19 protein-coding genes and 1 pseudogene are annotated in these 22,131 nt (G+C 43.0%); 10 read left to right on the forward strand and 10 right to left on the reverse strand.

Annotated elements, in window-relative coordinates; genetic code table 11:
- Window positions 1-418: 418 nt before the first annotated feature.
- From AC19MX_RS11070 to AC19MX_RS11100, 7 genes and pseudogenes are all read right to left on the reverse strand, one after another.
- Window positions 419-559 (reverse strand): annotated as a pseudogene (locus tag AC19MX_RS11070) (transcription elongation factor GreB); the annotation flags it as partial.
- A gap of 84 nt (window positions 560-643) precedes the next feature.
- Window positions 644-1,150 (reverse strand): hypothetical protein, encoded by a 507-nt coding sequence (locus tag AC19MX_RS11075; RefSeq protein ID WP_498298057.1) that lies wholly within the window; start codon window positions 1,148-1,150, stop codon window positions 644-646.
- A 32-nt stretch (window positions 1,151-1,182) separates the two neighbouring features.
- A complete protein-coding gene (locus tag AC19MX_RS11080; RefSeq protein WP_432400680.1) occupies window positions 1,183-1,866 on the reverse strand; it encodes a TorD/DmsD family molecular chaperone in 684 nt (227 codons plus the stop codon).
- Between the two features lie 52 nt (window positions 1,867-1,918).
- Window positions 1,919-2,599 carry a 4Fe-4S dicluster domain-containing protein gene (locus AC19MX_RS11085; RefSeq protein ID WP_059745892.1) on the reverse strand — a complete coding sequence of 227 codons (681 nt, stop codon included), beginning with the start codon at window positions 2,597-2,599 and terminating at the stop codon, window positions 1,919-1,921.
- An 11-nt stretch (window positions 2,600-2,610) separates the two neighbouring features.
- Window positions 2,611-5,127 carry a DMSO/selenate family reductase complex A subunit gene (locus tag AC19MX_RS11090; RefSeq protein WP_498298059.1) on the reverse strand — a complete coding sequence of 839 codons (2,517 nt, stop codon included), beginning with the start codon at window positions 5,125-5,127 and terminating at the stop codon, window positions 2,611-2,613.
- 44 nt (window positions 5,128-5,171) lie between these two features.
- Window positions 5,172-7,163: an MtrB/PioB family decaheme-associated outer membrane protein gene (locus AC19MX_RS11095; RefSeq protein WP_498298061.1), complete on the reverse strand. Its 1,992-nt coding sequence runs from the start codon at window positions 7,161-7,163 to the stop codon at window positions 5,172-5,174.
- A gap of 14 nt (window positions 7,164-7,177) precedes the next feature.
- Complete coding sequence (locus tag AC19MX_RS11100; protein WP_498298063.1) at window positions 7,178-8,125, reverse strand: DmsE family decaheme c-type cytochrome; 948 nt, start codon at window positions 8,123-8,125, stop codon at window positions 7,178-7,180.
- Window positions 8,126-8,307: 182 nt separating this feature from the next.
- On the opposite strand from AC19MX_RS11100, the gene AC19MX_RS11105 reads away from it, so the two are divergent.
- From AC19MX_RS11105 to AC19MX_RS11140, 8 genes are all read left to right on the forward strand, one after another.
- Window positions 8,308-8,511, forward strand: a complete 204-nt coding sequence (locus AC19MX_RS11105) for a hypothetical protein (protein WP_498298065.1) — start codon at window positions 8,308-8,310, stop codon at window positions 8,509-8,511.
- 42 nt (window positions 8,512-8,553) lie between these two features.
- Window positions 8,554-9,243, forward strand: a complete 690-nt coding sequence (locus tag AC19MX_RS11110) for a helix-turn-helix domain-containing protein (RefSeq protein WP_498298067.1) — start codon at window positions 8,554-8,556, stop codon at window positions 9,241-9,243.
- A 102-nt stretch (window positions 9,244-9,345) separates the two neighbouring features.
- Window positions 9,346-11,706 (forward strand): Tex family protein, encoded by a 2,361-nt coding sequence (locus tag AC19MX_RS11115; protein ID WP_498298069.1) that lies wholly within the window; start codon window positions 9,346-9,348, stop codon window positions 11,704-11,706.
- A gap of 185 nt (window positions 11,707-11,891) precedes the next feature.
- Window positions 11,892-13,568 carry a phosphoethanolamine transferase gene (locus tag AC19MX_RS11120; protein ID WP_498298070.1) on the forward strand — a complete coding sequence of 559 codons (1,677 nt, stop codon included), beginning with the start codon at window positions 11,892-11,894 and terminating at the stop codon, window positions 13,566-13,568.
- A gap of 9 nt (window positions 13,569-13,577) precedes the next feature.
- A complete protein-coding gene (locus AC19MX_RS11125; protein WP_498298072.1) occupies window positions 13,578-13,988 on the forward strand; it encodes a diacylglycerol kinase in 411 nt (136 codons plus the stop codon).
- Window positions 13,989-14,072: 84 nt separating this feature from the next.
- On the forward strand, window positions 14,073-14,750 hold the full coding sequence (locus AC19MX_RS11130; RefSeq protein ID WP_432400664.1) for a response regulator transcription factor: 678 nt from the start codon (window positions 14,073-14,075) through the stop codon (window positions 14,748-14,750).
- Window positions 14,747-16,174: a sensor histidine kinase gene (locus AC19MX_RS11135; protein ID WP_498298074.1), complete on the forward strand. Its 1,428-nt coding sequence runs from the start codon at window positions 14,747-14,749 to the stop codon at window positions 16,172-16,174. Before AC19MX_RS11130 ends, AC19MX_RS11135 begins: the two co-directional genes overlap by 4 nt.
- Window positions 16,175-16,600: 426 nt before the next feature.
- Window positions 16,601-18,604, forward strand: a complete 2,004-nt coding sequence (locus AC19MX_RS11140; RefSeq protein ID WP_498298317.1) for an LTA synthase family protein — start codon at window positions 16,601-16,603, stop codon at window positions 18,602-18,604.
- Here AC19MX_RS11140 and AC19MX_RS11145 read toward each other — a convergent pair.
- Both AC19MX_RS11145 and bioH read right to left on the reverse strand, forming a co-directional pair.
- Entirely contained in the window at window positions 18,596-19,111 is a 516-nt protein-coding gene (locus AC19MX_RS11145; RefSeq protein WP_498298076.1) for a hypothetical protein, read from the reverse strand. The two genes, AC19MX_RS11140 and AC19MX_RS11145, sit on opposite strands and share 9 nt — an antisense overlap.
- Window positions 19,112-19,175: 64 nt before the next feature.
- The gene (gene bioH / locus AC19MX_RS11150) at window positions 19,176-19,967 is read right to left on the reverse strand and encodes a pimeloyl-ACP methyl ester esterase BioH (protein WP_498298078.1); all 792 of its coding nucleotides are present in this window, start codon (window positions 19,965-19,967) and stop codon (window positions 19,176-19,178) included.
- Window positions 19,968-20,009: 42 nt separating this feature from the next.
- Between bioH and AC19MX_RS11155 the strand changes: the two genes are divergently transcribed.
- Window positions 20,010-20,816 carry a ComF family protein gene (locus AC19MX_RS11155; RefSeq protein WP_498298080.1) on the forward strand — a complete coding sequence of 269 codons (807 nt, stop codon included), beginning with the start codon at window positions 20,010-20,012 and terminating at the stop codon, window positions 20,814-20,816.
- Window positions 20,817-21,044: 228 nt separating this feature from the next.
- Window positions 21,045-21,623, forward strand: coding sequence for a Fe-S biogenesis protein NfuA (gene nfuA, locus AC19MX_RS11160; RefSeq protein WP_432400654.1), 579 nt, complete (start codon window positions 21,045-21,047; stop codon window positions 21,621-21,623).
- Window positions 21,624-21,691: 68 nt separating this feature from the next.
- On the opposite strand, the gene AC19MX_RS11165 is transcribed toward nfuA, so the two are convergent.
- Window positions 21,692-22,021 (reverse strand): FKBP-type peptidyl-prolyl cis-trans isomerase, encoded by a 330-nt coding sequence (locus tag AC19MX_RS11165; protein ID WP_498298082.1) that lies wholly within the window; start codon window positions 22,019-22,021, stop codon window positions 21,692-21,694.
- Window positions 22,022-22,131 lie beyond the last annotated feature (110 nt).

Here is a 22,131-nt window from a genome sequence, read left to right on the forward strand (position 1 = left end):
GCTGTTGTATCAAAGCAGCCCAATCTTGATGTGAACGTGTAGCCATGTTAACTCCTGATGTCATTATCAGTCGTTAAGATAAAGGCTCGATGAGCGCAGTTGAAGACGTACTTGCCCGGACGCTTACGAGCAATAAGAGTCTAATCTCTTGTCTATCAATAAAAAAGTTAAAATATTGATTCTAGTCGAATATAGCTTTAGAGCAATTCGATATTAATTTATGGTGGAAATGATAATTACTAGACCTAAATCCAAGGAGGGATAAAAATGGAAAATTAGCTGTATAGAAGTAAAAAATAAGAATAATTAACAAAACTATTATTAAATAGTATATATCATAAAGTACGCTACTATTTTTTTATTGAATAAATTCATAGGCTAAACGTAATTAGTATGAATTTTGGGTAACTAATAATTAGTCAGCGTTTTCTGAGCGATCTCCAAGACTGGCAGCCCAGGTTACGATTTTAGTCACTTCTGGACGTTGTTCTTTCCACAAGTAATCGTGCTCAAGTCTGAGCTTGTTGTAACCTTCGAGGGTAATTAGCTTGGTTTTCACGCGTTTCTCTATGTGTTTTGGCTTAAAGCAGAAACTAACTAAATTATTGGCATTTGTCGATTTGTATTTACGGTCAGTTAGGCGTTAATGCGCGCCCATGTTGCGTTGTGCTTTTCTTTGGACATGTCTTCGTTGTTTTAATTGCGCCATGGCGTTGATGATCTGGACACTTTGGTTCATTAGCTTAATGTCTTCAATCGGCGTTTTTTGACAGTTAATCGCGTAGTGCTCAGCCAACTGCACAATGATGGCTTCTGCTTGTGAGAGCTGTTGATATTGCAGTTCTTTTACAAATAACAATAAGAAACAGTCAAATAAAGCGTTAGCAGCATCGATATGGGTTAACCCTTGCTGTGACTGATTTGAGTCTGATGAGGCGACTTGCAGTGGATTATTTTCTGGTGGTTTTGCTTGAGCTGATTTTCGCTCGGGCGTTGGCTTCATGGCGGCAACCACGTTAGCGACAGTGATCATGGTTGTCGCTCCCGCAAATAGGCTCCTTACATACGCGTCTTGTTGCCAAAAAAGCACCAGCTGATGTGACCATTCAGCTTTGTTCCATTGCGATGAAATAGCGCGAATAAAAGACATGTAGTCGCCTCCAGTGAGCTAGCCCAAATAACCTATCGATGCAGTTTTCTTGGCATTGGCAGTACGTTAAAGGTGCTGGTCAGTTCGTTGATAAAGGCTTGGGTCATTTTGGCGATACCAAGGTAAAAATCAGTGTTTGCGTGTTGTTCGCTGAGCGCTAAACAACGGCTTGCCCAAGGAGTGAAGTGCTTTTGCAATAAAGTGTAGATAAATTGCATCAGTTCGTCTTTGTTAGTGTGCGAGTCTGCTCCAATTAAACGCTGAAAGCTTGAATCTAACACACTAAAAAATAGCCCCATATGGTCAACAGGCTGCGGCATATCTAGCTTGAATTCAACTTTATGTTGTTTATAAAAGTCGACCAGCGCTAAGGTTGATACATCAAAATGCACTTGCTCTTCGCCTAAATAGGCCGAACCTTGTGGTATGGCTTTAGGTTCGCCAGGGCCAAAGTACAGGTTGCCATAATCGAGTTGTAGCTCGGTAAGTTGATTGGCTTGCCATTGCTGCAGGTATCGTTGTAGATAAAACTGTCCTGGCTGCTCTGGTGCTGACTCTGCGAACACAGGCCAGGTTTGGGCAACGTCGTTTTCGATAAAACTGTCGATGAGTGCTTCGTTGGGATAAAAGCAAAAAACATTATGCAGGATGCGTGCAATCGATTGATATTCTTCTAACTTATCGACGCCGATTGATGCAACGTTGTTTTCAGTCATTATTAAGTCCTTAAAAGAAGGCAGTGATAATGATTTATCACTGCCTTGATTATTACACTTCTGATGGATTCAGAATTTGACCTGTGCCACCTGTTGTTGATTGGCCATGACGATTGGCTTTAATAATCAAGTTAGGTGATGTTAGTGATTGATTAGGTAGCGGTGCTATGTGCGAGTCGCCGGTACCGTATTTAGCCACGATATTTTCGACGGTATCAAAGTCTAATGCGCGCATTGGACATGATTCTACACAGGCTGGCTTACGGCCTACTGCTAGGCGTTCATAACAACCATCACACTTGGTCATGACTTTTCTTTCTTGGTCAAGCTGTGGCGCATCATATGGACAAGCGCGTGAGCAGCTTTCGCAAGCGATACATAAGCTTTCTTCAATGTGCACTAAACCGTCTTCTTTGCGTTTATGCATTGCACCAGTTGGGCAAGCTTTAACACAGACTGGCTCTGAACAATGGTTACAGCCAAGTGACATGTAGTAAGCAAAGACTTCTTGCTCGTAAGCGCCAGTGTTAGGGTCCACATTCCATGAACCGCCACCGTACTCATACACGCGGCGCCAGTTAACGCCATTTAGGGTAGGCACACCATCTTCTACAGGTTTAGTTGAGCTGCGAATGATATCGCCTTGTCTGTCTTTACAAGCAATGTGACACGTTTTGCAGCCTGTGCATTTAGTGGTGTCGACATAGAAACAATATTGGGTTGAGTCGCTCATGGTTGTGCCCCTTAAATAACTTTACGAATTTGAACGCGGTTAGTGTGCTGTGGATTGCCTTTTGCTACTGGGCTTGGCATGTATCGGGTTAGGGAGTTAATCGCCCCACCAATATCCACAACTTTACCTGATGAGCCGGTTCTACTATTTGGGTCTGGCTTGAACCAAGCGCCTTGTCCTAGCATGATAACGCCAGGAATGACTCGTGGTGTCACTCTTACTGTGACTTCAATTGAGCCGCGTTCGTTATATATTTCAACCGTATCACCAGACGACACGCCATAGTTTTGTGCGTCGATGGCGTTCATCCATACTGCGTCTTCTACGGCTTCACGTAACCATGCCACGTTGTGATAGCTTGAGTGAGTCCGGCCTTTGGTGTGGTATCCAGAAAGTTGTAATGGATAATCTGTTTTAGTGTCTTCATCTTCATAGCCGTCCCAGGTGACTGTGTATTGTGGGATGGCCGTGATGGTGTCGCCTCTGACTTTGTTTTGTTCCCAGTTAGCAGCGCGCCACGCTAGCTCTGCTGAGTAAATTTCAATTTTGCCAGAGGGTGTTGGTAATGGCTTACTACCGTTAACGTATGACTCAAGTGCAACGTTGCGATTTTCCATATTTTTACGGAAGAAGCCGATTTCTTGTGCTTCTTTGTAAGTGTCTGGGAATGCTGGGGTGACACCGGCGTTAGTGCTAGACGCTTTAGTTTGCTGATAAAGCTCTTCAAGCCATTGGTCTTCAGTTTTGCCTTCGGTAAATTCATTACCTACGCCCATTTTCTCTGCGATTAATGCAGCAATTTGATACATAGACTTGCAGTCCCAAATAGGTTCGCCAGCCGCTTTCATGGCGGTGATGTAACCTAATGCACCAGAAGCATAAGAGTCATTAACAAGGTCGTTTGATTCTAGCCATGAGGTGTCAGGTAGAATAATATCGGCAAATTTACTGCCCGGTGTCATCCAGCAATCGCAAGAGACGATTAACTCTACGCCGTTTTCATCACTGTAGATTTCAGCGGTTTTATTAATATCAGAATGCTGATTTAACAGGGTGCTATCAGACGCTGAGAAAATCACTTTGATATTGGTGCCTAATGGCGTATCTAACGTTTCAGTACCGGTAATACCGTGGGTTCTCGCTGTCATGGTTTCGCCATGGTGAATCGCTTCACTCCATGAGAAGAAAGAGATTCTTTCTTTAACTGGGTTAGTGCCCGTAGGAATACCACCACGGAACATACTGCTCATATTTGGCAGCTCACCATTTGATGCACCTACTTGACCTAATTTACCGGCTAATACACCTAACATGTAAATAGCACGGACGTTTTGCTCGCCGTTTGCATGGCGGTTAACGCCTGCGCCCGCAATAATATACGGTCTGCTAGAGGCCATTAAGTCGTCGGCTAGGGTGTTAATTTTTGCTTCGCTAATGCCAGTGATTTTCTCAGCCCATGCTGGTGTGCGTGGACCTCTGTCACTGTAAATACCCAAACCCATAATATAGTCGTAGTAGTTTTCGCTTGGGTTCATTGCTGCGGCATATTCAATTTTTGTGGCATCACCGCTGGCTTCAAAAATTTCTTTTTGAGCGGTAATTGACGCTGCGTCATAACCGACTGCATATTGATTAATGAAGTTAATTGAGTTGGCATCAACCCAGCCAGAGCTGATCATTAAGTAGGCCATGGCTTCAGCTAATGCGGCATCTGTACCAGGTCTAATCGGTAACCAGGTGCTTTCTTTACCGATCATCGAGTCTGTGTAACGCGGGTCAATCATGGTGACTTTTAGACCATTATTGCGTTGTAGCGCTTCAAGGTAGTCGTAACCTTCGCCTGAACCAGACTGTCTAATTTCGCTTGGGTTATAGGCAAAACCGAGTAAAAAATCGCTGCTTTCCAGTGTGATTGTGGCAGAGCCTGAAGTACTGCCAGAACCAAAGGTATGTTTGGCTGCTTCAGTTTGTTGTGCCCAAGAGTAGTTACCAAATTTATCTAAAAAGCCACCCACTAAATTGAATAAGCGGTTAAAGCAGCTGTTAGAGGCAAAGCCGTAATAAGCACCAGAGCCGTAGCTTCTGAAAATAGCTTTGTTACCGTGCTCGGCAATCACTGAGGTTAATTTGTTAGCGACGGTAGTGGTGGCTTCTTCCCATGTGATAGGGACAAACTTACCTTCACCTCTTTTACCAACACGTTTCATTGGGGTTTTTAAGCGGTCAAATGCGTAGGTTCTTTGACGTAGTGAGCGGCCACGAGCACAAGCGCGTACCTGGTGTAAGCCGTAGATGTCTTCGACCTCATGGTCGGTTTCAACGCGGGTGATCATGCCATCGCGGCTAAACACTTTAATCGGGCAGTTAGAGCCACAGTTAACCAAACATGATGACCATGTAACGGTTTCTTCTGAAACTGGTGTGCTCACTGGTACTTTTACTGCATCTTTTGAGCTTGAGTTACAGCCCGCGACGGTTGCTGCACAACCCATTGCAGCACTCATTTTTAAGAAACTTCTGCGTTCCATTGTGATGTCCTCTTGCAATATATAAATTGAGTTATTGGTAACGATTACAACAAGTAGCTGAAGTTCAGCATGACCTGATGGGCGTTATAGTTATGATTTAACTCACCTAAAGTGATAACGCTGGCCGGTTCATCAAGCGACATTTGCGCGTCATCGGTGTCGTAATAGCGCTCATAGCGATAGGTGAGCTTTAGTGCCATTTCGTTACTCAGGCTGTAGTTTGCGTATAAGCTGGTGCTGTGGTTGTACGAGTAATAGTCACCGTATGGCGAGGTGCCAGTACTGGTGATATAGGTGTCGCTGTTTGAGTTACTGAATAGGTAGTCTGCGCCGAGTGTCAGCTTGTCTTGCATTAAGCCGCCGTAGCTAATACCGGTGCCGATATTGATAAATTCATCTTCAATGTCGGTATACCAGTCTGCGGTGTTATAGCTTTGGCTGCTGGCCTGGGCTGAATTAATCCATTGCTGGCTGGCAAAGCCATACAGGTTTACATGCTTAGAAATATTGAGATTAAGATTGAGGTTTACGCCGTAATCTTCTGACTCGGTTAAGCCGATGAGGGTGTCGTCATAATCATCTTTGGCATAGTGAGCGCTGATATCCACACTTAGCCAGTTGAGTGGCGTATGGTTTACCGACAACTCGACATTATTGCGGGTTCTGTTGGCCAGGTAATACTTACGCATTAAGGCGTTTTCTTCTGATGAGGTTAATTCATCTGTTTGGTATTCAGAGCCATCACGGTTGCTGTGTTCTGCTTTAATATCAATAATAACGTTATCGACAGCACGAATAGACAGCTTGCTCCATAACGTGTCGTCGTGGGTTTCTTCACGGGCACTGTAGCTTCTGTCTATTTCTTCGCGGTCGTAACCTGCTTGTAGGCGGTAATCCTGACTAATGCGATATTTTGCGTTGAGCTTATAAGTAGCGCGTTCAATATCGGTGGCGATGTTTTCTTTGAATGTGTCGTTTAAATCATTAAAGGTATATTGCAGAAATTCAAATACAGAGCTGTTGTTTTCGCGGTTGCTGTAGTCGTAGCTACCACCAACACGTAAACGACTGCTTAGCATTGATGACACTTTTAAGGTGGCATCAGTGGTTTCAATTTCGCCGTCCCAATTTTGGATTGGGTTACCGTTCATTGAGATTAAATCGTCATCTTGAATCATCCGGCCCACAATAAAGCGCCCTGACATGACGGTGCTGTCTAATTGATATTGACCAGATAATGCGATTTGGTGTGCTTCATTGTCTGGCGCAGCAGCATAGACATCGTCTAAATAAGTGAGGCTCAAATCTTGAGCATTGTTTTGATATTGGCTGCCAAAGTAGCTGAGTTCGGTAATCCAGTTAGCACCATTTAATATCGCGCCTGCGGTAAATGAGTCTGTTGTTGAGTCAACCACTAGGCCGATATTCACCGGACTCGGTGTGATAATACTGCTACTGGTGTAGCCAGATTTATCTTCGGTTTCAAATTGCACATAACCTTGATAATTATCTTGTTTAACGTCGGCTTCGATATCGAACTTTTCACGTTGCTGTGACAACTCAAAACCGTAGGGCTGGGCGCTGTTAACAAGCGTGCCCTGGTCATAGTAAAGATTGCTTTGAGCATCACCCGATTGGTACGTGGTGATTAACTGATAACCGGCATCGAGATTAAACAAACCGGCTTTGCCAGCACTCATTTCAGCAAAGCTGTTTTCATAACCTAATTGATGGGTTTGAAGGTGAGCCTGGTAGCCGTCATTATTTTGATATTTCACGTCAGCATTAGGCGTCGCAACAAAGCCATCCTGGTCGGTACCCAAGGCATTCGCCGCATGGACATCATCACGGCTAATGTAGCCTGCTGCCACACTCACGTTACCGCGATAGCCTGAGTTAACCTCACAGCGTTGGCATTGATAGTTTTGCTGCTCAACCTTAGTGGTATTCGCCTGGCTAACCGCAAAGTTAGCTGACAGTACTGGCGCAGAAGCGAGCAATAATGAGGCGGTAATAATATTGAGTTTAAAATTCATTGTGTGACTCCTCATTAACGTTGCAATGTGCTGCCAGCAGGGTGGTTTGAACCGTGAATTTGGCTATGGCAATTTAAACAACTTTTACCGCCACCAAAGGCATCGTTACCTGCTTGTTGCACCACTCGACTGGCGTGGCCATCATCGGCATGACATTGCTGACATAACTGTGGGGCGCGATGCGTTAGCATGCTTTCGTTAACGCTACCGTGTGGGTTATGACACGTGATGCAGTTTTCGGTCACTGGCGCATGTTCCCACAATACAGGGCCACGTTTTTCAGCATGGCAGCTGTAACATGTGTCATTAATAGAAGGTTTGTTTAACGCGCTTTCGGTCATTGAACCGTGTGGAGAGTGACAATCGATACAGGTCATTTGGTCCCATTTCATTGGGTGACTCGAGCGTTTGTTCATGTCGGCTTTTTCACGCGTATGACAATTGGTGCAGGTATCATTGACGGTGAGTTTTTCTAATACTGGGTCGGTCGCGGCGTGAACAACATGGCAGTCGGCACAAGCCACATCTTCAAGATTATGAGTGCTGTTATGCCACGCCATTTGCTTGGCATCGTTATGGCAACCCTGGCAGACCGTATTTTGAGTTTGAGTAGACAGTTTGCTGTTTTGGCCAAACTGGATCATCGGTTCTTTACCACCGCGGTTATGGTTACCGAGCGGTCCATGACAGGCTTCGCATTGTAGGCCGGCCATCGGTGATTTTGAATTGTTTAAATTGCCATGAACGCCATTAAAAATGTCCATCACTTTGGCACTTTTCTTATGACACATTAAGCAGCTGTCAGCACCTTTGGGTGAGTAGTTACCGTCAGCGAATTTTTGAGTGAGTGCTGATTCAAGTTGGTCAGCATCGAGCTGTTCCCAGGGTGAAGATGCGGCATTAAATGCACACCCATAAATGACCAGTGAAAGCGCAAAGAGCAATTGCTTGTATGCGTTCATAGGAGTTCCTACCTTAATTACGTAAATGATGTATATCGTAATAGGTAGTTTAGAGGTCTATTCGGAGGTTAACCATGCGTAGAAATTGGCATAAAACGACAACTGTGACTAAGATCAATGCTCAATATAACAAAAAAGATAAAATGTAAATTAGAGTAAATTAACGAGGTAAAGTTCACCCTGTGATAAAATTTAAATGCCGTCCTGCACTGCACACTAAAATGGTTATCGAGCATTGCGATAGCAAAGGTATTTCTGTGCCAGACCATTATCAACATATCCGTTTTTTAGCAGATGACGATAAGATTAATTATTATACTGTTAATAATATTTTACATGACATGGAAGTGTTAGATAATAATCCATACTTCTTTTTTGAATTATAACATGTGTTCAGGGAAAGGTTAATTCCCTTTACTATTAAGATATTGGATTTTAATAAGTCTGCGGCACTTAATCTATTAGATTTTACTCATTATTATCGCAGCATTTCTGATCTTGCCTGGTCAAGTATTGTTACCGCCACAAGCGTGACGCTAGTCGCAGCAAGAGGCTCAGAGCAAAGAGCGTCTAAGTACGATGACTTGTTTATCTATTTTTGCATGATCGAAATATTTAAACCGCTATTAAATAACCCCGATGATATGTTAATTTGCCTTCCATATGGACGTGATTTTTATAGTAAATATATTAATGTATTTGAACAGGTTAAATTTAATCATGGTTGTTTTAGCGTCACCATAAATAAAGATGAAGGCGATAAAGATTCTGGCGAGTGTTTAGCTGTAGCCAATATAAATGAATTAGACAGAGTGGGTGCTGCTGCAAATAGTATTCCTTCTCATTCGTTATCGCTTTCTACTTTAGCGCAATTAATGAATGTTGCGCCAAGAAGTTTACAACGAGAATTAAAGTTATTAGATTCAAAGCCACAAAATATTATTGATAATGTAAAAGTGAATTATATTATTAGCCGATTAGGCATTAACAAAGGCAACATTAAATTAACCGCATATGAATGTGGTTTTACGGATATGCCGACATTCAGCCGTTTTTTTACCCGAACCACAGGGCTGTCACCTAAAGCGTATGTTAAGGCTCGAATGATGATCTCGTAATCGCGGTTACGGTGCATGTTTTCCAATCTACGTAAAACTCTATCAAAGATTATGGTATCTTTAGCATAATTTCATTTTCAACCATGCCGAATTCGAACAACTATGCATAATATTGCCCAGATTATCGCTCAAGAACTTAACGTTCGTGAGCAACAGGTCACTGCGACCATAGCGCTTTTAGATGATGGTGCAACAGTACCGTTTGTGGCCCGTTACCGTAAAGAAGCCACTGGTGGCTTAGATGACACTCAGTTGCGTAATTTGTTTTCTCGCCTTGGTTACCTGCGTGAATTGCATGATCGCCGTCAGGTAGTGTTGTCGAGCATTGAAGCGCAAGGCAAATTAACCCCAGCATTGTCGCAAGCGATTAATGAAGCCGATAGTAAAACCCGTCTTGAAGATTTATACCTGCCTTATAAACCTAAGCGCCGTACTAAAGGGCAAATAGCTATCGAAGCGGGCATTGAACCGTTGGTGGATGCCGTATTAGCTGACCGCACATTGGACATAGACAGCAAAGCTGAAGCGTTTTTAAATCCTGAAGCCGGTTTTGCCGATGCTAAAGCGGTATTAGACGGTGCACGTTACATATTAATGGAACGCTTTGCTGAAGATGCAGAGCTATTACGTAAAGTTCGCCAACACTTAAGCCAGCAAGCTGTGCTTGAGAGCCGTATGGTGAAAGGCAAAGAAAAAGAAGGCGCTAAGTTCCGCGACTATTTTGAACACAATGAGCTGATGAGTAAAATCCCATCGCACCGCGCTTTAGCTATGCTGCGTGGTCGTAATGAAGGTGTGCTCAGCTTATCGATGAATGCCGACCCCGACACAGAAGCAAACCAAGGCAGCTATTGTGAAGTGATTATTGCCAATCATTTTAAGTTAGTGCTATCTGACTCTAGCGTTGATACCTGGCTAAAAACAGTCGTTACTTCAACTTGGCGTATTAAAGTCGCCTTGCAAATGGAAACTGAGTTTATTTCTAAGATGCGCGAAAGTGCTGAAGAAGAAGCCATTAAAGTGTTTGCTCGCAATTTAGGCGACTTATTAATGGCAGCTCCTGCGGGTGCTAAAGCGACCATGGGCCTTGACCCAGGGATCCGCACTGGTGTTAAAGTGGCGATTGTTGATAACACTGGCAAGCTGGTGGCCCACACCACTATTTTCCCTCATGCACCGCAAAACTTATGGGACAAATCAATTCGAACCTTAAGTAACTTAGTGGCGATGCATAAGGTCGAGATCATCGCGATTGGTAATGGTACTGGTTCGCGTGAAACCGATAAATTGACCGGTGAGCTCATTGCCGCAGTAAAAGAGTCACAACCTAACTTAACCAAAGTTATTGTGAGCGAAGCTGGTGCATCGGTCTATTCTGCTTCTGAATTTGCCGCTAATGAATTTCCGGATTTAGATGTGTCTATTCGCGGAGCGGTATCGATTGCACGTCGTTTACAAGACCCATTAGCCGAACTCGTTAAAATTGAGCCTAAAGCGATTGGTGTTGGCCAATATCAACATGATGTTAGCCAAAGTATGTTGTCGCAGTCACTTGAAGCCGTTGTCGAAGATTGTGTAAACGGTGTTGGTGTAGATTTAAACATGGCGTCTGCGCCATTACTGACTCAAGTCGCCGGGTTAAATAAAACCCTCGCAAAAAATATTGTTGATTACCGCGATGCCAATGGCCAGTTTACTAATCGTAAGCAGGTATTGAGTGTGCCGCGCGTTGGCCCAAAAGCCTTTGAGCAAGCCGCCGGTTTCTTGCGTATTCGCAATGGCGACAATCCGCTTGATGCCTCATCGGTTCACCCTGAAGCTTACAGCTTGGTTGAAGCGATTGCTGCGGCTAAGCAACAGCCTGTGGCACAGCTTATTGGTAATAGCGATTTATTGCGCGACATAAACGCGGCTGACTTTGTCACCGCAAGCTTTGGTGTGCCAACCATTAACGATATTTTGGCTGAGCTGGATAAGCCTGGTCGTGATCCTCGTGGTGAGTTTAAAACGGCTAACTTTAAAGACGGCGTAGAGGAGTTAAAAGACCTTAAGCTTGAAATGATTTTAGAAGGTGTGGTCACGAACGTAACTAACTTTGGTGCCTTTGTCGATGTGGGTGTGCATCAAGATGGTTTAGTGCATATTTCATCGTTAACCGACAAGTTTGTGAGCGACCCTCATACCGTAGTGAAAGCCGGCGATGTGGTGAAAGTAAAAGTGATGGAAGTGGATGTTGAGCGCCGCCGCATTGCCTTAAGTATGCGCCTGGATGAAAAGCCAGCGCCTGCCAAAATAGGCCAAGCAAAATCAGGTTCACAAAAGACGTCATTTAGTGGCAAGCCTAATAGTGGTAAACCTAAGTCCGCCGCACCGCAAAAGCAGCAAAATACGCCAGCAAAAGCGACTCAGAATGCCGCTATGGGCAATGCCTTTGCTGATGCCTTTGCCAAACTGAAGAAATAATCCATTGTTGCTCATGCAAAGTTAAGTTAACTTAATGTATTGATTAATAAGCCCTTATATTACGATGTAAGGGCTTTTTTGTTGCTGTAGAAAACTGAATTTCTACAGTCAGTAATAATTCAGTTTTTATTCAGTAGATCTTAAGTGTTTTGGTTGAATATCGGCGCCAATCGAGTTTAACGCGAGTGGCAATTTTGAAATTATTAACCCAAACACTTTCACGCCTTACCCCCCAAAGCATCAGTTATGAAGCGATGACGCTCATTATTGCGGTGTATTTTGGCCTGGTATTAAACTTCCCTGTTATTCGCAAAATTTACCAATTATCGACAGAGGGCCATGTGCTATTTTCGCTCTCTCCAGCTATTTTGCTCAGTGGCTGCTTTATGGTTATCTTCAGTTTATTTGCTTTTAGATTCGTGTTTAAACCTGTCATGGTTGTGTTATTACTGACCTCATCGGCAGCGATGTACGCAATGCTCAAGTACAACGTGATGTTTGATTACAGCATGATTGAAAACATTTTTGAGACCAATTCGGGCGAAGCGTACTCTTATATTAATGCGCACTCTGTGGGTTATGTGTTGGTGTTTGGTGTGCTGCCATCGATTTGGTTGCTGCTCACAAATGTGACCAACCGCGCTTCGGTGGTTAAAACGGTATTTCATCGTATTGGTTTTGTGGTGTTAGGTTTGGCTGTTATTGGTTCAATGATTGTGTTTTTTTATAAGGATTATGCATCAGTAGGTCGTAATAATAAGTACCTCAACAAGATGATTATTCCGGCACATATCTACAATACCGCTAAGTTTGTAAAGCAACGCTATTTCACTGAAAAACTGACCTTTAATCCTATCGGTGAAGATGCGCAATTGGTGCCAACGGCAAATAACAAACCAACCTTAATGGTGTTAGTGGTCGGCGAAACTGCACGAGCCGAAAATATGGCTTATAACGGTTATCAGCGTAATACCAACCCATACACTGAAAACCTAGGCATTATTGCGCTGCAAAATGTGTCGTCGTGTGGCACCGCTACGGCGCACTCACTACCTTGTATGTTCTCAAATTTAACTCGCGACACTTACAACCGTGAATCCGCTGATGCACAAAATAATGTGCTTGATGTCATTAAGGCGGCAGGCGTTGAAGTGACCTGGTTTGACAATGATGGTGGCGATAAAGCGGTTGGCGCACGGATTAATAAAATCGATATTTCACCTAGCGAAAACAACCCATTGTGTGATGGTTTAAGTTGTTACGATGAAATTTTAGTTGAAAAGCTCAGCCAAAAACTACAACAAGATACACAAGCGAGTGCCGCGTCGGGTAAAGGGTTAGCGAACCAATTTATTGCGTTACATACTATTGGTAGCCATGGGCCAACTTACTGGCAACGTTACCCAGCGGATAAAGCATCATTTACACCAGCATGTAGCCGCAGCAATATTGAAAATTGCAGTGACCAAGAGATCATCAACGTATACGACAATACCATTGCCTATACCGATTTTGTGTTGGCTCAAACCATTAAGGTACTCGAGCAATATCAAGATAAATATAACGTGGCATTGGTTTACCTGTCTGATCATGGTGAATCATTAGGTGAAAGTGGCATGTACTTACACGGCACGCCTTACAGTATTGCGCCTAGCCAGCAAACACATGTGCCTTGGTTTATGTGGTTGCCGCAAGATTACACCCAAGCAAAAGGTGTCGACCGTGAATGTATTGCTGAACATGCTCAAACAGCAAGCTACTCACACGACAACTTGTTCCACAGCTTATTAGGCCTTTACGGCGTAAATACCTCGGTGCGTGATGCTAAATTAGATATCACCAGCAACTGTGAATTGAATTAGGAAGGCTCCATGACATCATCAAGCTCGGCAAATAAAGCTCAAACTACAGAATCGCCTAAAATAGTGGTTAAACGTCAAGGGCTAATGCGCTTATTATATACCTGTAAACATACCTTTAACGGCTTAAAGTGGATGTGTCGTAACGAGGCGGCATTTCAACAGGAGTTGATGTTGTTTGTGCCATTGACTGTGTTTGCATGTGTGGCAAATATCACCGTGGTGCAAACTGCGATGTTGGTTTTAGCGTTACTGTTTGTATTGTTTGCCGAACTGGTTAACACTGCTATTGAGGTTGTTGTCGATCGTATTGGCCTTGAGTTTCATACGTTATCAGGTTTGGCCAAGGACATCTCATCGGCGTTTGTGTTTGTGAGTATGTTAATGGCCGCGATTGTTTGGTGGGCGGTTTTATGGCCATAAAACATGAGTAACGGTTGCTTACAGGCGTGTCAAAAATAGTGGTTAGTTTCATGGATAAAACATAAAAATGATAAAGGATGCTCAATGAAAGTGTTGTTAATTGAAGACTCTGAAGCACTTCGCCGTGGTATTCGAGTTGGGTTAGACCATTTGGGCTATACCGTTGATGAAACCGGTGACGGTTCTGAAGGCTTGAGCATGGCGCTCACTAATCAATATGACTTTATTATTTTGGATTTAATGCTACCCAATGTCGATGGCATTAGCTTATTGAAAAGTATCCGTAAGCTAGGTAACCAAGCTAAGGTCATTATTTTATCAGCAAAATCTCAGGCGGAAGACCGTGTTAACGGATTATTGTCTGGCGCGGATGATTATTTAACCAAACCATTTTCGTTTGATGAGCTCCAGGCGCGGTTGATTACCATGGGGCGCCGTGGCGAATTAAACCAACAAGCAAAAACAATTAATATTGCTGATTTTGTCCTTGATACAAGCAATAAGTCTTTGCGGGTCAATGGTCATTTTATCGACCTGACTAAAAACGAATTTAAGATAGTGGAATACTTATTTAATAACCCTAAGCAAGTGTTAAATCCTGAACAAATCAGCGAGGCGGTGGTGGGATCGTTTAATCACTTATCTAAAAATACTATTGAAGCGCATTTATCGTCAGTACGTAAAAAAGCTAAAGCCGTTGGGGCGATGTTACCGATTAAAAATAAGCGTGGTTTTGGGTATTTTGTGGATGTGCAAGCATGAAGTCATTAACCACTAAACTAATGAACACCATGACCTACGTGGTGACCGCAATTTTAATTATGGTATTTTTGGCGATTGATATCAGTATCGACAATTGGGTTGATGTTGAGTTTGATAATGCACTGACTGATAAATCTAATTATTTAAAAACGTTAGTAAAAGTAACCCCTGAAGGCACCGAGTTTGATTTTTCGGGCGAATTTATGCCTGAGTTTGGCACCTCAACTAAAGCCAGCTTTTTCCAGCTATGGCAAGGCGATGCTGTCTTTGAACGTTCGGAGTCATTGAGTCATTTCTCAGGTAGCGATTTACTCAAAAAAGATATGCCAATCAATAGCGCTATTTTTGCTGATGTAGAATTACCCGACGGGCGCTCAGGGCGTGCAATGGTGTCATACTTTGAGCCACAAGTGCCAAGCACCATGCGCAATGAGGCAGGATATGCCGTTGAGCCAATGTGGTTAACCGTGGCTATTAGCTCTGAAGACTTAACTCAAATTTTAGTCATAATTGATTCCAGTTTAGCCATTGGTTTGTTGTTAGTGATTGTGTTGATCCGCTGGGCTGTAGTGAAAGTCATTTCTCGGGGTTTAGTGCCGTTAAATGAACTGAATAACGCGTTAAAAACGGTTGATGTCACCCAAAAATATATTCCGTTATCAACCGAGTCTGAACGTTATCTTGAGATTGAACCGATACGTAATGAATTGAATAAGTTCGTTAAAATTAGCCAGCAATATTTGCAAACTGAAAAGCGGATCACTGCCGATATTGCCCATGAGCTGAAAACACCCATTAGTGAACTTATTAGTTTAAGTGAGATCTATATTCGCTACCCAGATGATCAGCGTATTGGTGCCACATACAAACAAGATGTGCTCAATATTAGTCTGCGGATGAAGACTATTGTGAGTAACTTATTACTGTTGCAGCAAGCCTCGTCTGAAAATATGCACCTACATCGACAGCAGCTTGATGTTACCGATTTAGTGGATCGGGTTATTGAAGCCTTAGCGTTTAAGTACAGCAGCATAACTGAGCGTATGCAGGTGGAAAATTATCTGCGTAATAGCAGTATTTTGGTCGATGAGTTTTCATTACATCTTATTCTCACTAATTTATTTGATAACGCGCTGTATTACAGTCCACCAAAGTCTAGAGTAACAGTAAGGTTATCGACTGACGATAACGGCATGACTCTGAGTGTGGAAAATCAACTACTGACCAGTTTAAAAGCCGATGATTTAGAGCGTCTAACTCAACCGCTATTCCAGGCTGAACAGTCGCGCAGTAATACCGATCGCCATGGGCTAGGCTTGGCAATTGTGGAAAATATCGCCAAGGTTAATGGCTTTATATTTAGCTTTGGATTGATGGAGGAAGACCGGATTAAGTTTACTGTCCACATTCCTAATGTTGATTAAGCAATCACGAGACGCAAACCATGGCATTCAACATAAAATAGGACCCAACCTAATTGTAATAAAAATGTTAATATGACTGCCTTTAGAGTGAACTTATTACCTAAACACAGGTCTTAAGGTTAGCTACTTTTGGTACCAATTTTTAATGCGTATTCATTGTAAATAAAGGTCTACATGCTTTTTATAATTTGAAACACATAAAAATATTGAAATTTATCCAATAGACTTTTTAACGATAAAAATGAAATCGTTTTCACGTTAAAAAATAAGTTGTTGGTACTGTTAACGCCTAAGCCTTTTTAATCGCCGCTGATGAGATTATCTAAATAACCGTTGTTATTTAGAGTTAAGTTTTGCGCGCAAAATTTGGCTATGAGCATAAAAAATAATAACAATGGAGTCTAAATGACGACTAGCTTCTCTGATATGGCTGATAACAATCATCCACAGAAACAATACTTTTCACCCAGTTTATTTAAAGCCATTTTTGCTTTTAGCATGATTTCGCTTATCGTAATGAGCTTAAGCCGTATAGGGTTGTCGATATGGCAAGCTGAACGTGTCACTGATGCGCAAGGATGGGGCTATATTTTAAGCCAGGGTTTACGGGTTGATATTGCTTCGATCTGTTGGGTTTTTGGCATTGCAGCACTTGGTACCGTGGTGTTTTCTGGTGAGCACATTGTTGGCCGCGCCTGGTTAGTCATTTTACGTGTGTGGCTTACGTTAGGTTTATGGATACTGGTATTTTTAGAAGTGTCTACGCCGTCTTTTATTGCCGAATATGGTTTTAGGCCAAACCGTTTATATGTTGAATACCTCATCTATCCAAAAGAAGTCTTGTCGATGTTATGGGCTGGGCGTAAAGCCGAGCTTATTTTGTCTTCACTTATCACAATCGGTACGTTATCTGGCGGTTGGTGGTTAAGTGGCCGTTTAACGCAACAAATTAAATACCCAAAATGGTATTGGCGCCCCGTATTAACCATTTTAGTCATAGTTGTGACTTTATTAGGCGCGCGTTCATCTTTAGGGCATCGCCCGTTAAACCCTTCGTTAGTGGCGTTTTCCAATGACCCGTTAGTCAATTCATTAGTGCTTAATTCATCGTTTTCATTAATGTTTGCGATTTCGCAAATGAACAACGAAGAAGATGCTTCAAAAGTGTACGGCAAGTTATCTGCCGATAAAGTGATTGATATTGTGCGCCGAGAAAGTGGCCGGCCAATGAGTGCATTTACCTCAACAGACATTCCGTCGTTATCGTTTAATCAAGCCAGTTATAGTGGCAAACCTAAAAACTTAGTGATTATTTTACAAGAGAGCTTAGGGGCGCGTTTTGTGGGCAGTTTAGGTGGTTTGCCGTTAACGCCAAATATCGATGAGTTGTCGCAGGAAGGCTGGTTTTTTGAAAACCTTTACGCCACAGGTACGCGCTCTGTGCGAGGCATTGAAGCGATTACCACCGGTTTTACGCCAACACCTGCACGTGCAGTTGTTAAGCTAGGTAAGAGTCAAACAGGCTTTTTTACCATTGCCGATTTATTAAAGCAGCATGGTTATGAAACTCAATTTATTTATGGCGGTGAAAGTCATTTTGATAATATGCGCAGTTTCTTTTTAGGCAACGGTTTTACCAATATTGTTGACCAGGGTGATTATAAAAACCCTGCATTTATTGCGTCTTGGGGAGTGTCAGACGAGGACTTATTGTTTCGAGCTGATGAAGAGTTCACTCGAATGCATAAACAAGGTAAACCTTTCTTTAGTTTAGTGTTTAGCTCAAGTAATCATGATCCATTTGAGTTCCCAGACAATCGGATTGAGCTTTATGAGCAACCACAATACACCATGCATAACGCAGTAAAGTATGCCGATTATGCAGTCGGCGAGTTTTTCAAAAAAGCGAAACAGTCTGAATATTGGAAAGATACGGTATTTTTAGTTGTGGCAGATCATGACAGCCGTGTTAGCGGTTCAGATTTGGTGCCTGTGTCTCGCTTTAGGATCCCTGGGCTGATTTTAGGCGAAGGTATTGACCCAAAACGTGACTCTCGGGTAACAAGCCAAATCGATATGGCGCCAACCTTGTTATCACTGATGGGCGTGTCAGATAGCTACCCAATGTTAGGCCGAGATTTAACTCAGGTTCCGAGCGATTGGAAGGGCCGTGCGATGATGCAATATGACAAAAACTTTGGTTTATTAGAAGGTAATGAGGTCACTATTTTACAGCCGGAATTACCGGCAGAAAGCTTTACGTATGACTTTGCCAGTGAACATTTAATCCCTAAAGAACTCGATAGCAAACAAGCTGAAACCGCATTGGGTTGGGCGTTGTGGGGGAGTTTGGCGTACAACAAAATGCTATTTAAACCAGAAAGAAGCACTGCTGAAACAGGCAAAAATATCAAGAAAGTGTCACGCTAATATTTGTAATTGCGATTCGAGATTGGGCGCGGATTGTTGCTGATAAAATTGGCCAATCCGCATACCAAATTGCTGAGCGCTGGCGCTGGTCATGTTGTCAGTTTGGCGCGGCTTAGGTTCGACTTGAGTTTTTACGGGTGTCGACTGCGATTTTACTTGAATGTCTTTGCGTTGCAGCGCAGGTGTGTTGCTCGCAATCACGCGTAACGTTTGCTTTTGTTGTGCCTGTTGGCGTGTGGGTTGTTGCAGCAACGCTTTAGGGTCGACAGATTGTTGCGTTAAGCTTTGTTGTTGACGTTGTGATTGGTCTTGCTGTTGTTTTTTCTCTGCCACAACGTATGTTGGTGCACGTTCATTTTGTGAATTAAATGCACGTTCTTCATGGCCTTTACTGGGTTCTTGCGGTGGAATAATCGGCGGTTTTTGTTGATTGTCCACTCGTGCAAGGTCCGTCGCAACATTCGATGTTGCTAGCGGGACTTGCGGATAATGAGTGTTAATAATCATTACAGGTCGCTACGCGATTAAACCGTGGCTAAATTATAGCCAAAAAATGAACGTTGCTAAAGTGCTATTGCTGATATTTTATGATCCAAGGCAATAAGTTGTGCAAAAAATCGTCTTGATGTGAAATAAATGGTGCATGCGAGGCCTTGTTTAGCAGTATGTCGCTGATGTTTTCTGCTTGTGGCATTTGCTGAATAACCCGCCGAGGCACTAAGCCATCGAGTTTACCCCACATCCGCAACCAGGGCTGTTGTATCTGGCTAAGCTGCTTTCGTATATCCACGCCCTCCAACATAGTTAACCCCTGTGAAAGAGCCTGACGACTGGGTAACGGTTTACTTAGTACCAATTGTTTTATTTGGTGTATGTCGGCTTTAGCATTATCGCTTCCCATGGCTTGAATCGCTAAAAAACGTTCAACGGTGCGCGGTAAATCACGATTCAGTTGTGTTGAAAATTGCGCTAATACCTCAGGTGAAATCCCTGGCCACGCAGGTGTGCTAGGCAATTCGTCTCTGGCCATGAAGCACGGCGATGATGCAATAGTCACCAATGCCGCGACCGAATCTGGGAAATCAATTGCGACTTTGCTAGCGACCAGCCCTCCTAAAGACCAGCCAATCCAAATAGCGTGCTTAGGCAGTTGCTGCGCCAGTGCTTGTGCCCATTGATTAATATCACCATCAATATTGGGGCTTAACCCGAATCCCGGCAAATCAACATAATGCACTCTATACTGGTGTAATGCGTTTTTTAGTGGACTGAATACGGCGTTATTGACCCCCCAACCATGCAGTAGGATTAAATCTGGCCCATGGGTGCCAACAGTATCGATATGCAGTGCAGGAAAGCTCACGTTAATCCCTCTTATTTGATTATTTAATGGAATGAATAGCCTATGTCTGTGACTGTTTTTAAACGAAACATAACGGATTTACTAAAACACAGTAAATCGTTCTATCAACACGTTAATGTGGCATTGCTTGGCAGTTTACCCAACCGTTGCCAGCTGTGCCAGCACCGAATTGAACAGCTCGATTATCAACAGTTATTTCCTAACCAGGTGTTGACAGGCATTTGCCAGGTGTGTTTAGCCGCAAGTTTATACCAGCATGAAGTGTGTTTAGGCTGCGGGCGTGAAATACCACTGTTACAAGCTTATTGTGGCAAATGCTTAAAGCATACTCCTATGTTGGTTATTGCGCCGTGCAGTTATCATCAAGGGTTAGGGCCGTTGATTGCGGCAATAAAATACCAACAACAATGTGCACCCATTAACGCTATTGCCCAGCAGCTTGCGATCCGTGTTAAGCAATTAATTGCGCATAAACTTATTCGTGCGCCGCAAGTATTAATCCCGGTACCTTTACATCCCAATCGCTTACGTCAGCGTGGTTTTAATCAAGCTTGGTTGATTGCGGCGCGCCTAAGCAAGATACTCAATATCCCATTAGATGACACCAGTTTAACCAGAGTGGTTGATACTGTACCTCAAGCCGATTTGTCGGGTAAGCAGCGCCGTGAAAACTGCCATCATGCATTTAAACTGAGCGACAATGTGTCGTATCAACGAGTCGCCTTAATCGATGATGTGGTTACAACGGGTACCACAGTCGATGAAATTGCGAGGTTATTTAGCCAACAATTTATTTATGTGCAAACTTGGTGTTTAGCGCGCGCGGAAGCACCAGGATTATTAGATTAAATCGATTTGAGTCATAACAATATTATTCTCTAACAAAAACAATCAACTAATTTATGCTTTATGGGTAAATATGTTTGGTTATGCGCAACTTTGAATGTAAAAAACCTTGAACTTGATCATTTTTTTAAGATCAAAGCGTGTCGAGACTACAAAGAAAATCCAACACAGAGTATCATGTGCCTAATTCTTACTAAATTACTCGGGTATACCCTGAGGGAGCAGGTTTTCATGATCACCATTTCCGATACAGCTCAGGCCCATTTCGTTAAATTATTGGCCGATCAGCCAGAAGGCACTCACATTCGTGTTTTCGTTATAAGCCCAGGCACAGCGCAAGCAGAGTGTGGCGTGTCTTACTGCCCACCAGATGCGGTAGAAGCTGACGATACTGAATTACCATTTAATGGTTTCAGTGCCATGGTTGACGAAAAAAGCGTGCCTTTTTTAGACGACGCAAGCATTGATTTTGTGACAGACCAATTAGGTTCACAATTAACTTTAAAAGCACCTAACGCCAAAATGCGCAAAGTGTCTGGTGATGCGCCATTAGTTGAACGTATTGAATATGTTATTCAGTCAGAAATTAACCCACAACTTGCCAGCCACGGCGGTAACATTATGTTGGTAGAAATTACCGACGCGGGTGTTGCAGTATTACAGTTTGGCGGTGGATGTAACGGTTGTTCGCAGGTTGATATCACCTTAAAGGATGGTATTGAAAAACAGTTATTAGATATGTTCCCTGGCGAATTAAACGGTGTGCGTGATGTAACAGATCACCAGCATGGCGAGCATTCTTACGCTTAATAGCATTAAGTGTGAGGCAATAAAAAACGCGACTTTTTGAGTCGCGTTTTTGTTTATATAGAGATGGGTTAATCGTCTCGAGTTAACACTTCAAGTAATTCGATTTCAAAAAACAAATCTGAGTGAGCCGGAATACGATCGCCAACTTTTCGCTCGCCGTAAGCAAGATGCGCCGGTACTGATAGCTGTCTTTTGCCACCCACATTCATACCTACAATACCCTGATCCCAGCCTTTAATGACTCGGCCAGTGCCGATGACACATTGAAACGCATCAGATGCATCAAACTGAGTTCCATCAGCTAAACGCCCACTGTAGCGGGTCGTTATTAGCGCGCCTTTTACAGCGGTTTTGCCACTGCCTATTTCGACATCGGTTATTATCAATTCTTGAGTCATTCTATTTTCTCATGTAATACCATTTCCATTAATTATGTGACCAATCAGAGTCACTCAGACTGTTCAGTTTGAGGCGCATTGTTGTAATAATGGTTATTCCCTTCTAAGAC

The organism is Shewanella sp. MF05956, assembly GCF_059758055.1.